The organism is Exiguobacterium sp. OS-77 (assembly GCF_000414195.2).
In the GTDB taxonomy this organism is placed as follows: domain Bacteria; phylum Bacillota; class Bacilli; order Exiguobacteriales; family Exiguobacteriaceae; genus Exiguobacterium_A; species Exiguobacterium_A indicum.
In genome coordinates, this window is sequence record NZ_DF239008.1 from 1,048,879 (window position 1) to 1,066,257 (window position 17,379).

Annotated in this window: 19 protein-coding genes; 12 read left to right on the plus strand and 7 right to left on the minus strand. The window is 44.4% G+C overall.

Annotated features, from left to right (window positions below; genetic code table 11):
* Nucleotides 1–8 precede the first annotated feature (8 nt).
* On the plus strand, nt 9–644 hold the full coding sequence (gene mecA / locus EXG77_RS05055) for an adaptor protein MecA (protein ID WP_369815310.1): 636 nt from the start codon (nt 9–11) through the stop codon (nt 642–644).
* A gap of 62 nt (nt 645–706) precedes the next feature.
* Here the strand turns inward: mecA and EXG77_RS05060 are convergent, their stop codons facing one another.
* Nucleotides 707–1,429, minus strand: a complete 723-nt coding sequence (locus tag EXG77_RS05060) for an SDR family NAD(P)-dependent oxidoreductase (RefSeq protein ID WP_023468888.1) — start codon at nt 1,427–1,429, stop codon at nt 707–709.
* Nucleotides 1,430–1,497: 68 nt separating this feature from the next.
* Here EXG77_RS05060 and cls point away from each other — a divergent pair, with 68 nt between their 5' ends.
* The 3 genes from cls (at nt 1,498) to pepF (ending at nt 5,845) form a co-directional block, all read left to right on the plus strand.
* Nucleotides 1,498–3,009: a cardiolipin synthase gene (cls, locus tag EXG77_RS05065; protein WP_023468887.1), complete on the plus strand. Its 1,512-nt coding sequence runs from the start codon at nt 1,498–1,500 to the stop codon at nt 3,007–3,009.
* A gap of 18 nt (nt 3,010–3,027) precedes the next feature.
* On the plus strand, nt 3,028–3,978 hold the full coding sequence (locus EXG77_RS05070; RefSeq protein WP_035396671.1) for a competence protein CoiA family protein: 951 nt from the start codon (nt 3,028–3,030) through the stop codon (nt 3,976–3,978).
* A gap of 64 nt (nt 3,979–4,042) precedes the next feature.
* Complete coding sequence (gene pepF / locus EXG77_RS05075; protein WP_035396673.1) at nt 4,043–5,845, plus strand: oligoendopeptidase F; 1,803 nt, start codon at nt 4,043–4,045, stop codon at nt 5,843–5,845.
* Nucleotides 5,846–6,063: 218 nt separating this feature from the next.
* Here the strand turns inward: pepF and EXG77_RS05080 are convergent, their stop codons facing one another.
* Nucleotides 6,064–6,855, minus strand: coding sequence for a DsbA family protein (locus EXG77_RS05080; RefSeq protein WP_023468885.1), 792 nt, complete (start codon nt 6,853–6,855; stop codon nt 6,064–6,066).
* A gap of 94 nt (nt 6,856–6,949) precedes the next feature.
* Nucleotides 6,950–7,510 carry a CYTH domain-containing protein gene (locus tag EXG77_RS05085; protein WP_052017102.1) on the minus strand — a complete coding sequence of 187 codons (561 nt, stop codon included), beginning with the start codon at nt 7,508–7,510 and terminating at the stop codon, nt 6,950–6,952.
* Between the two features lie 117 nt (nt 7,511–7,627).
* Between EXG77_RS05085 and EXG77_RS05090 the strand changes: the two genes are divergently transcribed.
* The 3 genes from EXG77_RS05090 to EXG77_RS05100 are packed head-to-tail and all read left to right on the plus strand — an operon-like array spanning nt 7,628 to nt 9,992.
* Nucleotides 7,628–8,272 (plus strand): GTP pyrophosphokinase family protein, encoded by a 645-nt coding sequence (locus tag EXG77_RS05090; protein ID WP_035396676.1) that lies wholly within the window; start codon nt 7,628–7,630, stop codon nt 8,270–8,272.
* A 10-nt stretch (nt 8,273–8,282) separates the two neighbouring features.
* Nucleotides 8,283–9,086, plus strand: a complete 804-nt coding sequence (locus EXG77_RS05095) for an NAD kinase (RefSeq protein WP_023468882.1) — start codon at nt 8,283–8,285, stop codon at nt 9,084–9,086.
* An 18-nt stretch (nt 9,087–9,104) separates the two neighbouring features.
* A complete protein-coding gene (locus tag EXG77_RS05100) occupies nt 9,105–9,992 on the plus strand; it encodes an RluA family pseudouridine synthase (protein WP_035396678.1) in 888 nt (295 codons plus the stop codon).
* Nucleotides 9,993–10,042: 50 nt separating this feature from the next.
* Here the strand turns inward: EXG77_RS05100 and EXG77_RS05105 are convergent, their stop codons facing one another.
* Nucleotides 10,043–11,212 carry an FtsW/RodA/SpoVE family cell cycle protein gene (locus EXG77_RS05105; RefSeq protein ID WP_035396680.1) on the minus strand — a complete coding sequence of 390 codons (1,170 nt, stop codon included), beginning with the start codon at nt 11,210–11,212 and terminating at the stop codon, nt 10,043–10,045.
* A gap of 144 nt (nt 11,213–11,356) precedes the next feature.
* On the opposite strand from EXG77_RS05105, the gene fabI reads away from it, so the two are divergent.
* Together fabI and EXG77_RS05115 are read left to right on the plus strand one after the other, a co-directional pair.
* Nucleotides 11,357–12,130 (plus strand): enoyl-ACP reductase FabI, encoded by a 774-nt coding sequence (gene fabI, locus EXG77_RS05110; protein ID WP_029342212.1) that lies wholly within the window; start codon nt 11,357–11,359, stop codon nt 12,128–12,130.
* A gap of 112 nt (nt 12,131–12,242) precedes the next feature.
* Complete coding sequence (locus EXG77_RS05115) at nt 12,243–12,461, plus strand: hypothetical protein (protein ID WP_023468878.1); 219 nt, start codon at nt 12,243–12,245, stop codon at nt 12,459–12,461.
* 4 nt (nt 12,462–12,465) lie between these two features.
* Here the strand turns inward: EXG77_RS05115 and EXG77_RS05120 are convergent, their stop codons facing one another.
* On the minus strand, nt 12,466–12,978 hold the full coding sequence (locus tag EXG77_RS05120) for a YjcG family protein (protein ID WP_023468877.1): 513 nt from the start codon (nt 12,976–12,978) through the stop codon (nt 12,466–12,468).
* A gap of 145 nt (nt 12,979–13,123) precedes the next feature.
* On the opposite strand from EXG77_RS05120, the gene EXG77_RS05125 reads away from it, so the two are divergent.
* The 3 genes from EXG77_RS05125 to EXG77_RS05135 are packed head-to-tail and all read left to right on the plus strand — an operon-like array spanning nt 13,124 to nt 14,783.
* Entirely contained in the window at nt 13,124–13,666 is a 543-nt protein-coding gene (locus tag EXG77_RS05125; RefSeq protein WP_034786059.1) for a phosphatidylglycerophosphatase A, read from the plus strand.
* On the plus strand, nt 13,666–14,286 hold the full coding sequence (locus tag EXG77_RS05130; protein WP_023468875.1) for a phosphatase PAP2 family protein: 621 nt from the start codon (nt 13,666–13,668) through the stop codon (nt 14,284–14,286). Before EXG77_RS05125 ends, EXG77_RS05130 begins: the two co-directional genes overlap by 1 nt.
* The gene (locus EXG77_RS05135; RefSeq protein ID WP_035396682.1) at nt 14,286–14,783 is read left to right on the plus strand and encodes a hypothetical protein; all 498 of its coding nucleotides are present in this window, start codon (nt 14,286–14,288) and stop codon (nt 14,781–14,783) included. Before EXG77_RS05130 ends, EXG77_RS05135 begins: the two co-directional genes overlap by 1 nt.
* 55 nt (nt 14,784–14,838) lie before the next feature.
* On the opposite strand, the gene EXG77_RS05140 is transcribed toward EXG77_RS05135, so the two are convergent.
* Both EXG77_RS05140 and brnQ read right to left on the minus strand, forming a co-directional pair.
* Complete coding sequence (locus EXG77_RS05140) at nt 14,839–15,714, minus strand: DegV family protein (protein ID WP_023468873.1); 876 nt, start codon at nt 15,712–15,714, stop codon at nt 14,839–14,841.
* 65 nt (nt 15,715–15,779) lie between these two features.
* Complete coding sequence (brnQ, locus tag EXG77_RS05145) at nt 15,780–17,105, minus strand: branched-chain amino acid transport system II carrier protein (RefSeq protein ID WP_035396685.1); 1,326 nt, start codon at nt 17,103–17,105, stop codon at nt 15,780–15,782.
* Nucleotides 17,106–17,379: the final 274 nt, after the last annotated feature.

The following is a 17,379-nucleotide window of genomic DNA, read 5'->3' on the forward strand; positions in this document are numbered from 1 at the left end:
AGAAAGGAGTGGACAGTTTGAAAATCGAACGCGTCAATGACAATACGGTCAAGTTCTTCATCACGTACACCGACATCGAACGCCGTGGTTTTGCCCGAGATGAGATTTGGTATAACCGGGAACGGGGAGAACAGTTATTCTGGCAGATGATGGACGAAGCGAATGAAAAAGAGTCCATCTCCTTCGAAGGTCCACTGTGGATACAAGTGCAAGCATTTGAAAAAGGTCTTGAAGTCACTGTAACGATCGCGAAAAATGCAGTTGATGGCGAGCAAGTCGATGAAGACGAACTCGATTCACTTTTACGATCAGCGATGTCTGAGACAGAAGATAAAGATACAGAGTTAAGCCAAGATGTTTTATTTGAAACTCGCGATTTCGAACATATCATCGCGCTCAGTCAATATGCGAATGCTCCTGTATTCGCAGAACTTGAAACAGCGCTTTATCAAAAAGATGGGCTCTATTTACTGCATGTTCATTTCGAAGATGATGTGAACGTAGAAGCGCAAGAAAACGTCATGAGTTTAATCGCAGAGTATCTCCAGTTCAGCGAACAAACAATACATCCTGTAGCTGAATACGGGAAACAGATCATTGCTTCAGATGTCTTTCCGTTCATTCGGAAACATTTTCCGAACTAAGGTCAGAAAAAGTGCGAGGAAAAGGAGGATCACATATCGTGATACCTCCTTTTGTTCTGGTATTAAGTGAGGGTATAGCCTCCATCTACGATGAGCGCTTGACCGTTGATGTAACTCGCTTTGTTTGATAATAAGAAACAAACGACCTCAGCGATTTCAGAAGGTTGTGCAGGCTCACCTCGAAGGTGATGTTTCATTGCGAGGTCAAATTTATCTTTCCCGCCATATAACGCATGACTGAGCGCTGTATCGACTGGTCCCGGGCAAATCGCATTAAATCGGTACTTACCATGGAAGCGGGCGGCGTATGTCTTTGTTAGCGTCAGTAAAGCACTTTTAGACGAAGCGTAAGGCAGTAGCATTGCTGGAAACTTAACATGACCTACGATGGCGCTATTATTGACGATGGAAGCACCTTTTGAAAAGCGTTTCGTCGCGAGCTGGATGATTCGTTCGGGTGCGTGATAGTTCACTTGGAATACTTCTTTTTGTTGATCGGAGACACGTTCAGGTGCAACGGGTTTACCGAAAGTACCTGCATTGTTGAAAATACCATCGATTTCTGGGAAATCTTCTTGTGTTTCTTCAAAGAACGCATCGATTGCAGAGGAATCAGTTAAGTCGACAGGGAAGAAATATAAACGTCCTTCTCCATTTGATTCAAGCGAGGATCCTTTATCTTCATTACGACCAATCGCAAGGACAGTATGTCCCTCTCGGATGAGTTGAAGCGCAGTTGCCTCACCAATTCCACTTGTTGCACCAGTAATGATATACGTACCCATTTAAACGCTTCCTTTCTGTCATCAGTTTAAATACGATTTGTACTACTTACATAAAAGGAGGGGGATTCATGCTACGACGTGTACAACTTCTCATGACCCTCATCTTGACCATCGGCTTGATTGCCTTTTTATCCTACTATTGGAGTGTCTACATGGTAGGTTGGCTGTCCATCGTCATCATTTTGGTCGTCATGAGCGTGTTCGTCATCATTCTACTCGAAAATCGGAACCCAGAACGAACGCTCGTCTGGGCACTCGTCATGATGGCATTGCCTGTCGTTGGCGTATTCGTGTATTTCACATTTGGTCAGAACTACCGCCGAAAACGAATGTTTCGACTGAAGGCAATGCTTGATGAGGAGTCTTACATTAAATATCGTACCCAGTTTAAGGCAGGGGTACACCAATCAGTGTTCCAAGAAGGGCGTTATGGAAAAGTTGTGACACTTATCGATTCAATCAGTCGTCTTCCGATTTCGTATAATACACATACAAGAATCTTGACGAATGGTCAGGAAAAGTTTCCGATTCTTTTAGAAGAGATTCGTCAAGCACAGCATCATATTCATTTGGAGTACTATATCGTACGGGATGATCAACTTGCGCTTCAGCTACAGGAAGCGTTGATTGAAAAGGCCGAGCAAGGAATCGAGGTCCGTTTTCTTTATGATGCAGTCGGATGTTTTTCGACGGATAAGCATTATTTCAAGAAGATGCAGGCGGCTGGCGTTGAGGTTCGCGCGTTTTTCCCTGTCGTCTTACCGTTTATTTCGAGTAAATCGAACTACCGGAATCATCGGAAAATTGTCGTCATCGATGGAACGGTTGCATTTACAGGCGGAATCAACATTGGGGATGAGTATATCGGTCGCGATCAACATTTTGGTTTTTGGCGTGATACCCATCTTCTCGTAAGGGGAGAGGCTGTCTCTGAACTCCAACTGATTTTTCTCCAAGACTGGTATTACATGACAGGTGAACGGCTGTTTACACCGTTTTACATGGAGCCACTTGAGTACGTTGAAGAAGCAACAGGGGGTGTTCAAATCATTGCGAGCGGTCCTGATGAGCCACATGAGGCAATGAAATCACTTTACTTCGGGCTCATCACGGAAGCGCGTGAATCAGTCTATATTGCTTCTCCGTATTTGATACCGGATGAAGACCTGATGACAGCACTGAAGACAGCTGCTATGGCAGGGATTGATGTCCGTATTTTGCTACCGAGCTTTCCAGACCATAAAATCGTATTTTTTGCGAGCCGTTCTTATTTTGATGACTTGCTACGAGCTGGTGTGAAAATTTACGAATACAATAAAGGATTCATGCACTCGAAAGTCATCGTTGTGGACGACGCCATCGCAACGATTGGGACAGCGAACATGGATTTACGTAGTTTTCATTTGAATTTCGAAGTGAATGCTTTCTTATATGGAACGAACTCTGTCCATGAACTAACACGTGATTTTTATGAAGATTTTAGCCATTCGACACAAGTTGATGCTGATATGTTCCATCGGCGTCCATTACGCCGTCGATTGATTGAATCGATTTCACGTTTATTCTCACCGTTACTCTAGAAAAAGGGGACGATTCAGATGTTTGAAGCCATTGATGCTTCTGGTAAACGCATCATGATTCACAGATTTCCCATCCATGAATTAAAAGCGATGTCCTTACGTTGTCCGTATTGCCTGAAGCCCTTGCGCGTCAGGCAAGGACGACGACCACATTTTGCACATATCTCAGCTTGTTCAGGAGAAAGTAGTGTGCATATGTCCTGGAAAAAGCGCATTGCCGATTCTTTAATAAATGCAGGTATCCAAGTCGAAATTGAATGGGTGACTGGAGAGAGACGTTTTGACCTGTGGATACCAGAACAGAAACTTGGAATTGAGATTCAACGTTCTCCGATGTCGGCAGAAGAATGGATTAGACGAGCATTACTTGATGCGAAACAAGAACAAACGGTTCGGTGGATCGGATTTCATCCTTCACATGGTGTCACGTTGCGATTGCAGGGTTGGATGCGACAAGCATTTTTACAAAATGATTATTTGGATCTGATCGTCGAGAATCAAATCCGGAGATTTCGACATCCAGTTCCTTTTGCAAAACACCATGTCTATTGCACGGTTCAATCGCTCTCGTTATCTGATTTTCTCTCGACAGAGCCTTCATCATTTCCTCGGAAATTTTCAATCGCTCGATGGCAAGGGATCGTTCATCGCTATCGGAGACGTCCTTTTTATCCTTCATTACCTCCACGCATTCTCAAGACCCCACTGTATCAAGCAGGTCTCCATCTACAAAACCTTCCCTCATTTGTGTTTCTTCCGATCACACGTCTATTATTTCTCCCTGTCCATCCCTTTGAATTTCAAATCGCAGTCTTTTTAAAGCTAAAAGGGAGATATACTTCAATCCATCTAGAACATGCCATAAATCAACTGCTTTACCAATTGAATCTATCGATTGAAAGAGATTTGATTGATGCTCTCGTCGGAGAATGGATGGAACGGATCGAGGAGGCGAATAAGCTGTTTTAGCAGGAGCACTTCGATTGTTTGTCGAAAAGAAAACAGGTATAACTGAATTAAAGGAGTGAGGGAAATGGCAGAAGTATTAACACGTCAAGATGTTGACGTTACAGAAACATGGAATCTAGAGTCGATTTACGCAACGAACGAAGCGTGGGAAGAAGAATTCGAATCGGTGAAAGCGATGCTTCCATTACTCGTCGAGTATAAGGGTCGTCTTGGACAGAGTGCAGAAACACTCTATGAAGGGTTACAGTTACGCGACGAAGTCTCAAGACGCCTTTATAAGCTTTATACATACGCGCACATGCGTTATGACGAAAATACAGCAGACAGCTTCTACCAAGCTATGAATGACCGTGCTCGGACGCTCGCGTCGCAAATCGGAGCAACACTTGCTTTCATGACACCAGAATTGTTAGCTGTACCTGAGTCAACGATTGAGACGTATCTTAATGAGAATCCAGATCTTGCGATGTATCGTCATGCATTTGATGAATTGAATCAAGAGCGTGAACACGTCCTGACGGAAGCGGAAGAAGCGATTCTTGCAAAGGCAGGAGAAGTACTCGGTCAATCCGGTACGACGTTCGGCATGTTGAACAATGCAGATCTGACATTCCCGAAAATCAAAGGGGAAGACGGAGAAGAGACAGAGTTGACACATGGTCGCTTCATCACATTCCTCGAGTCATCTGATCGTTCGGTCCGTGAAGCTGCATTTAAAGCGATGTATGGAACATATGCAAAATACACGAATACGCTCGCTTCGACACTTGCTGGGTCAGTTAAGAAAGACAACTTCTATGCGGATGTCCGGAAGTTCCCATCGGCACGCGCAGCAGCTTTACATGGTAATGCGATTCCTGAGTCAGTCTATGATGGATTAGTTGAAGCGGTACATGAGCATTTACCATTACTCCATCGTTACGTCGCTTTACGTAAGCGAGTACTTGGACTTGATGAACTACACGTGTATGATATGTACACACCGCTCGTTTCTGAGGTGGAGATGAAAGTCTCTTACGAGGAAGCGAAACAATTGATGGTTGAAGGACTTGCACCGCTTGGAACAGAGTATAAGCACATCCTCGAAGAAGGATTGTCTGAACGTTGGGTTGATGTCCGAGAGACGCGTGGTAAACGGAGTGGAGCCTACTCTTCTGGTGCTTATGATACACAGCCGTTCATTTTGATGAACTGGCAAGACAACATCAACAACCTCTTTACACTCGCACATGAATTCGGACATTCTGTCCATAGTTATTACACGCGGAAGTCTCAACCATATCCATATGGTGATTATTCAATCTTCGTCGCAGAAGTTGCCTCAACGACGAATGAAGCATTGTTGAACGACTATCTATTGAAGAAAGTAACGGATCGTAAAGAAAAACTCTATCTATTAAACAATCAACTCGAAACATTCCGTGGAACATTGTTCCGACAAACGATGTTCGCCGAGTTCGAACATGCAATTCATGATGCGGCTCGTCTTGGCCAATCGCTGACACCGGAATTCTTAACGTCAACGTATTATACGTTGAATCAAAAATACTTCGGAGAAGAAATTGTATTGGATGAAGAAATCGGTCTAGAATGGGCTCGGATTCCACACTTCTATTACAATTATTATGTCTATCAGTATGCAACGGGCATTTCTGCTGCCGCTGCTTTGACGGATCAGATTCTAGAAGAAGGACAACCTGCTGTAGAGCGATACATTAACAATTTCTTAAAAGCGGGATCAAGTGATTATCCAATCGAAGTATTAAAAGCTGCGGGTGTCGATATGACAACAAAAGCGCCAGTTGAAGCAGCATTGCGTCAATTTGAACGTGTCCTAGATGAATTTGAAGCTTTGTTAGCAGAGTGACATCTTTGTGACAAAGTGAACAAAGAGTGGAAAAGAGGCGAAGTCCACGATATACTTATATTGTGAAGAGGGTCACGTTCCCCAGTCGATTCTCTTTTTCCCCCATCCAGTGGTCAAAAGAAAAGTCCTTCTCGTCATGAAGGACTTTTTCTTATTCTATGAGTAAATACTAAAAAGGGACAGTGAAGAATTCTTCACTGTCCTTTTTATTGTTTTTATCATGCGTGTGCCGAATCTTTTAAATGACGCCATACTTTTCCATCACAGTACGATAGAGAAGCACATTTTTGTTGCAAGACCAGTTTTTTTAATTCGTGTTCAATCTGGGATTCAGGAGCATCATAAATAAAGGCGATTTCAGCCGTTGTTGCTGTTTCATACCGTCTCAAGAATTGTTCGAGTGGTGGCTTCGGTTGTTTCTCGATCGTATGATCTAGTAATTCACTTAAGATCGAGACATACACCAAATACTCATAAGGTCCTTCTGCTTTGATCGCTTCTTCGTCTCCGACAAAAGCGAGTGTTGGAAGAATCCGAACATCCCAATCGGTGACTAGTTCGGTTTCTTTCTCGAGCATTTGCTGAATCGTATCCGACGAGACATCACGATGAAACTCTTCTAAATCCAAACCATACTCCGTTAATGCCTCTGCTAGCCGCATCAATGATGGGCGACTATAAGCACTTTCTCCTTCGACGTTATGAAGCATTCGAAGGCGTCGCATGAATCGCATACCAAACGTCTTTCCTTGAAGCTCAATTGCTTTTAGAATGACGAGTGGTGACATATCGCATGCAGATCGTGATGGAGCACATGGAATCGTTGCAATCGTCCGAAGACGGAACAGATGACCATATTCTAGTTCTAGCTTCTTGAGGACGGGTATCAACCGTAAACCATCCGTTTGTGTCACATCTAGAAAATGATAGATTTCCAGAGGTTTCGTCGGTTGTTGAATCGATGGTTCGTCCAATGAACAATAAGATCCGTTACATTGTGAGTGTTCCATCCGTTCACCCCTTCCTGTTGTTATCGTTACCCTATTTTAGCAACGAAAAAAAAGAAAGAGCAAAGGTTTTGCTTGTTCATTCTTACACGAAAAATCAAGAAAGCGCTTTACGCTCCATGAAGCGAACGATTTTGTTTTTTGTTTTGCGCTGGGGAATGTCATGTTCTGAAAGAAGTCGCTCGAAATCCTTTTGCCCTTGTTCGAAGTTACTGACCTCAAACTCTAACTCATAATCGGTGTGTCCGAGATAGCGACTTTTATCAAGGACAAGCAATCCTTCCGGGAGCACGGTTTCGATTCGTTCTGTCTCTAATCGACCTAAATGCTCCAAAGATCCCTGTAAATCAAATGACTTTAGCTGTTCGTTCATCTCTTCGGAATGAATTAGACCGTATTTGAACAGATCTTCTGCTTCAGTTGATGATAACGTGACATGCGTTTCAAGCAACCCTTCCTCATGGGGTTGTTTTAAAGTCAGGACGAGCCCTTGTTTTTTCTCACGAATCCGTAATGCAGCACCTTTTTTTCGAAGTTCAAAATCTGGCGTATCAAAATAATCATTTGCTTGCCAAATGGGTTGTTTAGCTGATGCATAATGGGTAAATAACGATAGATATTCTTGTTCAGACAATAAGTTCTTAAATTCGATTTCCAATTCTTGTCTAATCGGAATCACGCCTTTCTAGTTGAATGTCTGAAAATATGATAACATGAATGAGGTAGGAACAGGCAGTGAACCAATACTATTCGATTAAAAGTGGTGACAAATCAGATGACAAAAGAAAATTGGGATTTATTTCTTGCACCGTATCAGATCGCGGTCGATGAGTTGAAAGTTAAGCTAAAAGCGATTCGTAAACAATTTCAGCAACGGGGAGAACATTCACCGATTGAATTTGTCACAGGACGGGTCAAACCTGTAAAGAGCATTCTTCAAAAAGCGGAACGAAAAGCAATTGCGCGTGAGTCATTAGAACAAGACATGCAGGATATCGCCGGATTACGTATCATGTGTCAATTCGTCGATGATATCATTCATGTCCTTGAGCTGTTGCGCTCGCGCGGAGATTTTAAAATCGTCGAAGAACGGAACTACATTACGCAAAAAAAGGATAGTGGCTATCGATCGTATCACGTCATCATTGCCTATCCGGTACAGACGATCGAAGGTGAAGTTCCGACGTTAGTCGAGATCCAAATTCGAACGCTTGCGATGAACTTCTGGGCAACGATTGAACACTCGTTGAATTATAAGTACCAAGGAAATATTCCGGAAGAGACGCGTGAGCGTCTGCGTCGTGCAGCAGAGGCAGCATTTTTGCTTGATGCGGAGATGAGCCAGCTGAAAGTAGAAATCCAAGACGCACAACTCGTCTTTCAACGCGACGCTAAGGCGTCTGAACGATTAAAAGAGTAGGGGGATGACCATGCGTTTTGCAATCACGGCTCGTGATGATGAGCGATCTCATGCGCTGAAACAGCAACTCGAGCAGGCATTGACGGATCGGGGATGTATTCTTGATGTCAGCCAGCCGGAAATCGTCGTCTCGATTGGTGGAGACGGAACGATGCTACAGGCGTTTCATTCGTATCTCGATCAAGTAGAGACGATCACGCTTGTTGGGATTCATACGGGGCATCTTGGTTTTTATGCGGATTGGCGCCCTGAAGAAATGGATGAACTGATTGATCATATCGCGAAGCAGGATTTAGCGACGGTTCAATACCCGTTGCTTGAACTCTCGATTGATTATGCGGACGGTTCACACAACCAACTGCTTGCCTTGAATGAATGTACGATTAAAAGTTTTAATCAGACGCTCGTTTGCGATTTATCGATTCGAGGCGACTACTTTGAGACATTCCGAGGTGATGGACTGTGTGTATCGACACCGTCTGGTTCGACAGCGTACAATAAGGCACTCGGCGGAGCGATCGTTCACCCGGCGCTCGAAGCAATTCAAATTACAGAGATGGCTTCCATCAACAATCGTGTCTACCGGACGATCGGCTCACCGATGTTGCTACCCAAACATCATGATGTCGAAATTCGTCCCGTTAATCCGATTGATTTTCAGATGACCTATGACCACTATGCTTCGATCATTCATCAAAACGTGACATCGATTCGGTGCCGGGTCTCTGATAAAAAAGTGAAATTTGCTCGTTTTCGTTCTTTCCCGTTCTGGCAACGGGTGCGGGAATCTTTCCTGGCAGACGAAAGACGTTAAAGTAAAGGAAATGGAAACATGAATGGATTTCAGCTACAACAGATCGTGACTGACATTGAGGATGGCTGGCGTGTCAGTCATTTTTGTACGACCCGCTTAGGGATTTCGCGGAAAATGTTAGTATCGATTAAAAATCATGGGGATATCACGCGTAATGGTCAGCATGTTAACGTCCACGACGTCTTACACGCGGGTGATCGTGTCCATGTCTTCTTCCCGGAAGAGACACCAGCACCGGATATGGTGGCGACAGAAGGGGAACTTGATATTTTGTTTGAAGATGATTGGTTGCTCGTCGTCAATAAACCGCCGGGAATGGCATCGATCCCGTCACGACTGCATCCGGAACGCTCATTATCGAACTATGTGCTTGGTTATTACCGAAAACAAGGAATTCCGTATGCAATCCATATCGTTAATCGGCTCGATCGTGATACGAGTGGTCTTGTCTTGTTCGCGAAACACGGGCTTGCCCATCACCGGATGAGTCTCATGCAACGATCTAATGAATTAGAACGACATTATTTAGCGTATGCACCCGGAAACGTACCGGTACAAACGATTGATCAACCGATTGGTCAAACCGATCATTCCTTTATGGAACGGATGGTACGACCAGATGGTCAACGTGCCATCACTCATATCTTAAATAGCCGTCTAGTTCGAGCCTTTGACCAAGAAATTTCATTACTCGATATCCGACTAGAGACAGGTCGGACACACCAAATTCGTGTCCATCTTGCTTTTCTTGGGCATCCCTTGATTGGCGATACGATGTATCAAGGGAACCCGTTACTTCCGCGTCAGGCGCTCCATAGTGCGTCAGCAACGTTCCTTCATCCTGCGACGGGAGAACGGGTTCGTTTTGAAGCACCACTTCCTGAGGATCTTCGATTGGAAGGATAAAGTACACAAATAAAAGGCAATGGACTCGGTCCACTGCCTTTTATTTGTGTTTAGTCTTCATCGAACATGGAAATCCGAGATTGAGAGGCGATTGCCATGATCAATCCTAGACCGACGAGGTTTACGATCATCGTTGATCCCCCATAACTGATGAACGGTAAGGGAAGACCTGTGATTGGTAAGACACCAATCGTCATCCCGATGTTTTGGAAGATTTGGAACGTAAACATCGCGACATATCCTGTCACGATATAGGTACCAAATGGATCCGCTGTCTCGAGAGCAATCTGAATCAAGCGATAGACGAACAGGAACAAGACGATCAAGACGATGGCAGCCCCGATGAAACCGTAGTGTGAGGCAATCGTCGTAAAGATGAAGTCTGTATGCAATTCCGGAACGAACACTTGCAGTTTCCCGTATCCAACGCCGAACATTTGCCCTGAACCTGTTGCGTTGATTGCTTGGACGAGTTGGTACGACAGATCATCCGCATATTCGAACGGTTGCAACCAAGCCATGATCCGGTTCATCGCGTGACCTGGGAAAAAGGTTGCGAGTAAATCGTTTTGGAAAAAGAACAGGTAAAAGAAGATGATGACGGCTCCTGCGAACAGACCGAACATCGTCAAAAGCCATTTCCAGTTTAGTCCGGATAACAACATCGCACATGCTAAGATGACGCATAGAATCAAACCGATCCCTAGATCGGGCTGAATGATGATAAGACCGAGCGGTAAGGCTGTAACCGCGACCAACTTGATAAGTAACAAGAGATCTCTTTCATGTTGAACATAACGCGCATTGTGCTCGGTAATGACGGCAGCGAGCGTAACGATCAAAAAGAACTTCATGAACTCAGCCGGTTGAACCGTACCGATAACGGGGAATTGATACCAACCGTATGCCCCTTTGATTTCAGTGACGATTGGTGTGTTTCGAAGAACGACAAGACCGATCAATGACACGATACCTGCTCCATATAAAAACCAGTGGAATCGCTTCAACTGTTCATAATCGATGAAAATGACGACGGATAACGCCATGAAGCCGATGACATACCATTGAATTTGTTTGGCAGAGAAGTTAATGGCACTGATCGCACCTTTAAGCGAAGGTTGTGCTGTATAGATGGCGATGATACTGATGACCATCAGACAGGCGAGTAAAAAAAGCAACGTATGATCATAACGTTGTGTAAATGATTTGAATCGATTCATTTCATCCCTACTTTCTATCTCTTTCTATATTACCGTAATTTATCAAATCCGCAATATCAAGAGCGATGGTTGACAGAAGCGTTACGTTTTTGTAACCTGAAGATAGGTTTTATTACCAGGTACTAATTCAAGGGGGACTTTATCATGAATATTTATCCTTCACTCGAAGGCAAGACGTACGTCGTCATGGGCGTCATTAACCAACGTTCGATTGCATGGGGTATCGCACGTGCGCTCGACGCTGCTGGAGCAAGCCTGGCATTTACATATGTCGGAGAACGTTTCAAGGCACCACTTGAAAAATTAGGACAAGAATTATCACGACCGGCTTCTTATTATACGTGTGATGTCACGAGCGACGAAGAGATTGAACAGGTCTTCCAAACGATTCATGCGGACCACGGTAAGATTTCAGGGATCGCTCACTCGATCGCATTCGCGGATAAAGAAGCGCTTCGCGGTGAGTTTTCTGGGGTAACGCGTGAACAGTTTGCGCAAGCACTTGATATCTCAGCCTACAGCTTAACAGCAGTCGTCAAGGCCGCGAAGGATTTCTTCACGGAAGATGCATCCGTCATCACGTTGACATACCTCGGTGGTGAGAAAATGGTTCCGAACTACAACGTCATGGGTGTTGCGAAAGCCGCATTAGATGCAAGCGTTCGTTATCTCGCTGCTGAATACGGTCAGCAAGGCGTTCGTGTCAATGCGATTTCAGCTGGTCCAATTCGGACAGTATCCGCAAAAGGTGTCGGCGACTTCAATTCCATTCTTGATAGCATCGAAGAACGAGCGCCACTTCATCGTAACGTGACGACGGAACAAATTGGTCAAAGTGGATTGTTCTTGCTTTCGCAAATGTCGAGTGGGGTGACAGGAGAAATTCTTCACGTCGATAGCGGATTCCACATTCTTTAATAAACGATCGATTAAGCCAGGCTTTCCCATGCGGGAGGCTTGGTTTTTTTTGTGCTCGATCGGGGAACTACCAAATATAAGTGTCACTAGAAGGAGAGAGGAAGTGCAGAGGATGAACGCAATCGATTTTACAGTCGTACAATATGTCAATCGTCAAGTACGTGTCGATCCACAGCTAAAGACTGAACCAGTCGCTCGAGTTCAACCGATACGCCCAACTGACCCTTACCGCGAACACGAAGCGGACGACTTTTTAGAAGAACAGGCAAATGCATACGGTGTATTACCAGAACTAAAACTTCCCGGTCGAAGCTTCGACCGGGAAGTTTAATCATTCATTGACCTGTGAAGCGGAATGTCTCATAGACACTCCAAGCACCGTTCTCCAGTTCATACAATAAAGCCATTTTCGTGACGTCCTCTTGGAAACGGATATCTTCCATCTTGAGACGTTCTAGTACATCGAACAGTTCGACATCCGACAGTTCTTGACCGATTGTGATGTGTGGCAAGAAATCGTATTTCGGCTTATGTTCGAGTGGTCCCGTATGCAAAGCGCGATGTAATTGTTCTAACTCATCCGTCGGCATTACTTTAAGGAACAAGACATTGTTCGTCGGATGGAACGAACGAGCTCCTTGGATGTGCAAATTGACAGGCTTCGTTTCGGACGCGATTCGATTCAACTCCGTCACGATGTGGTCTAATTCTGTCTCATCAACTTCCATCCGCTCCCGTAGCGTGATATGAGGTGTGATCAGTGCATACTTCGAGTCATATCTCTTTCGGTATGAATTTGCAAAATCTTGAACGCGTTTCGATGGAAACAATACAACCCCGATGTTCATCGAAAATCCCCTACTTTCCCCTGAAATGATAACGCTTTACAAAATAATCATGACGGATTCTGGCGTCGATGTCAAAGAAGTTTGAGAGGAGCTTCAGAATCCGTGTATACTAATGAAGTACTTTGTTGGAGAGGTGGATATAGTCATGAAGAAAACACATTCAAAAGAGGTCAAACAGGCAGCTATCGATAAGTTACATGAACGTGGGGTGACGATTCATGCAATCGCTGAGATCGTGTACCAAATGCAGGCCCCCTACACGGTGGATCTGACAATTGAAACATGTGTCAGTTCAGTAGAACGTGTTCTTGAAAAACGTGAATTACAACATGCGATTCTCGTCGGAGCAGAACTAGACATCCTGGCGGAAAAAGGGTTATTATCAGAACCCCTCCTGTCCATCATCCAAAGCGATGAAGGGCTATTTGGCGTAGATGAGACGATTGCGATTGGTGCCGTCAACACGTATGGTTCGATTGCGGTTACGACATTTGGCTATTTGGATAAAGCAAAGGTCGGTATCATCAAAGAACTCGATACGAAACTTGGGGACGGAAAAGTCAATACGTTCATGGATGATATCGTCGCAGCCATCGCAGCAAATGCATCCGGACGACTAGCGCATCGTTTGCGAGATAAGGAAGACTATTCAGCAGAAGAATTAGAAGAACGTAAGGGGACATACTGATGCGGGGTGCGAGAGGGGCATGGATTGGTGCATCCATCGCTGTCGTCTTATTCGTGATCATCGCTGTCTCCATTCGGACGACAGGCTATTTTTTATTTGATGCTCAATTATCGTCATATATGTCGCAACACGTCCCAGGGGATTACGTTTCTTGGTTCACTCAACTCGGATCAGGTCCAGGGGCGATGACGATGACGGTGTTACTTGGAATACTGAGTTATGTTTTGTGGCGGGATCGCATTGCAAGTATCTGGTATGTAATCATGGCAATATCAGTAGGTGTATTGAATCAAGTCGTTAAATTCGCTTTTGTCCGAGAGCGCCCCTCATTAAATGAATTGGTTGGTGGCGTAGGATACAGTTTTCCGAGTGGTCACTCAGCGATGGCTTTTGCCGTCTATACTGGGTTTCTCGTCGTTGCGTTTCGTCATTTGAAAACAGGTGGGAAGGTACTTGTATCGATCGTGACGATTGGATTATTCCTCGCCATGGGAGCTTCTCGAATCATTTTAAACGTTCACTATTTCTCAGATGTCATCGGTGGATATTGTTTTGCCGCGATTCTTTTATGTAGCTCCTATGCATTCATCGTCTCCCGTAGAAAAAAAGGAGTGGCTTGATGTTACTGTTAGATGTTGATCATAGTTTATTATTTGATGAAGAAACGATGCGCTCCATCGACAAGCCGACGTTGCTTGTCGAGCGAGTCGCTGGGCGACCTCGTTTCATGACGATGCGAGCGCATCTTAGATTAAAACGGTTAGTATCGATTAACGGTGTTGTTCCGGTGACGAAACGAACGATGGAAGAGTACCAGCAGTTGGAACTCTTTCAAATCGATGCGCCACCGAAGTGGGCGATCATTGACGGTGGAAAGATTTTGCTTAAAGAAGGAAAAGTGGATCGTCGATATGAAAATTGGCTTCGTCAATTCAATAAGGAGACATCACTTGATTCCATCCTTGAGTATCTCATCGAAATGGAACAAGTTTCGATTGATGTATATCCTTCTGAGACGTTATCCAGTGTAATCACGCTTCCGCATGAGCCGATTCAATGGACGACGGACGAAGCCGTATTATTAGAAGAACTATTTCGTAAGTATGAAACGACATGAAAAAACCGGACGGTCTCAAGCAGACCGTCCGGTTTTCATCGTTTCGTGCAAGCTATCAAGTTGTTGGTAAAGGAATCTCATCAAACCAGTACACACCGACCGTCTCAGCGCCAGCATGTGCCAAGATGGAAGGACCAAATTGGGTAATGCGTACTTGAAGCTCCGGATGTTCTGTAGAAATCAAGCGCCGTAATTCTTCAGCAGCGGCATGAGCGAGCGTATGACTGACATAAAGCGTCCGATCATATACACCATGAGCACTGACTTTTGATGAAATTTCACTGACCATTTCTTTAAAAGCTTTTTTGATGGAACGGACTTTTTTAAATGGGACAAGTCGTCCTTCCTCATTAAATTGAGCGATTGGTTTAATATTGAGCATGTTTGCTAGTAAAAATTGACTTCCTGAGACACGTCCGCTCCGTCGCATCGTCTCCATATTTCCGATGATCAGATAAAAATGCGATTTGTGTTTGAATGTCTCAAGCGTAGACATGACTTCATCTGGACCTTTACCAGCAGCAACGAGTCGTTGTGCGATCCGGACAAGTTCTTGCTGATTCGCAGCACCTGTATACGAATCAATCGCGTATAAGGGGAAACCGACAGCTTCAGCTGCAGCGACGGAACTCGAATATGTGCCGCTCAGTCCACTCGTGATATGAATCGCATACCCATAATCATAGCCATCTTCAAGCAATTGTTCATACAAGGTTACGAAGTCACCGAATGATGGTTGAGAAGTCGTCGGTGAAACGTGAGAATCTTCTCGCATTTTTTGATCAAGCTGTTCAATCGAGATATCGACATACTCCCGGTAAGACTCTCCGTTCAAGATGAGTAAAGTCGGTATCACATGGACTCCGATTTTTTCAGCCTCTCCTGGCTCAAAAAAAGCCATGCTGTCGGTAATCCAAGCAATCTTATCCATGTATATGACGCCTCCATTAATAGAACCATTTTGTTCATCATACCATAGCGATGAAAGCGGAATCACTAGCTAGCGCGTTTTTGTGTGATAGAAGCACTGGAAACGTGTCCAAACCATGAACTGATACCGAAGGCGATGAGTGTTGGGAATAACCATTCTAAACTTTGATCCACTAAAGGTAAGGATTGATAGAATGTCTTAAGATTTCCCGGGAAAAGCGAAAGTTGATTCAACGCACTACAGAATGAGAAGAAAATTGTTACACTAAGAGTTGATTGATAAACAACCGACTTACGACGGAACAGATGACGCATGAATGTCAATGCGATCAAGACGATAACGATTGGATAAAGGAACATCAATACCGGAACAGCAATGGATAACAATGTTTGCAATCCGACGATCGATACCGTAAGACCAAGAGCAGTCGTGAAGATACTTGCCGCTTTTAAAGATACACGGTTGGAAATCGTCATCATATATTCTGCAAATGCGGTGACGAGACCAACTGATGTCGTCAAACATGCAAGCAGAATTGCAAGACCAAGTACAGCTAAACCGATTGAGCCGAAGGCAGTATTTGCATAATGTTGAAGAAGTGCTGGACCATCAACTTTTCCGATGGTGGCAAATGTGTTACGTCCGATCATTCCAAGTCCGACATAGACGAGAGTCAAAGCAGTGGCAGCGATGATTCCGGCACGAGTGACGACTTTAAATTGTGCTTTTCGTTCATGAACGCCTCGGCTTTTCAATGTATGCAGTACGACGACACCAAATACCAAGGCACCGAGTGCATCAAGCGTTAAGTATCCTTGAAGGAAACCTTGAATGAATGCCTGTCCAGTCGTCTCATACGCTTCGTTTGGTGAAGTGACGCTCGAGAGTGGCGAAATGATGCTACTGATGCTTAATGCAGCAAGAGCAATCAGTAATAATGGTGTGATGAAACGCCCGATGATCTCAAGTAATTTTCCTGGTCGTAGTACAAGATAAAGTGTGGCAAGGAAAAAGAGACTCGATGAGATGATCAACGTCATTTGTGAGGGAGCACCAAGAAATGGTACGACTCCGAGCTCATACGTGACAACCGATGTGCGCGGAATTCCGAAAAAGGGACCGATCGCAACATAGAGTGCGAACGTCAAGGCAGCACCTACAAAACGAGGGAGTGGTGCAGCAAGTGTTTTGATGCCACCCCCGATAGAGGCAACTGCAAGTAAGCCGAGCAAAGGAAGACCGACACCCGTTACGATAAAACCAAGGATGGCAGGAAGGAACTGTGAACCCGCAAGCGCACCGAGTTCCGGTGGGAAGATCAGGTTACCGGCACCGAAAAATAAAGCAAAAATCATAAATCCTAAAGCAAATGTATCTTTTGTCTTAAACATGTGTTGTCCTCCATTCATCCTAATTTCATAAAAAAAGCCTCATCCACTAAGTTTGTGGATAGGCGTCGTTTGCTCAGACGCCTTGTCGAAATGACGAAAAGGGCCTGGATCTTCATTTTCTCAAACGAGAAATGAATCTTCAGTCCCTACTTTTAATCACAATCAGTCGTTCTTGGATGAGCGTTGCGTGTGTCATGTTTAAAACCTCCTGTTTGAATTTTTCTAAGGATAACATGAAGAATTTAATAAAACAATATTTTCTGAAAATTCATCA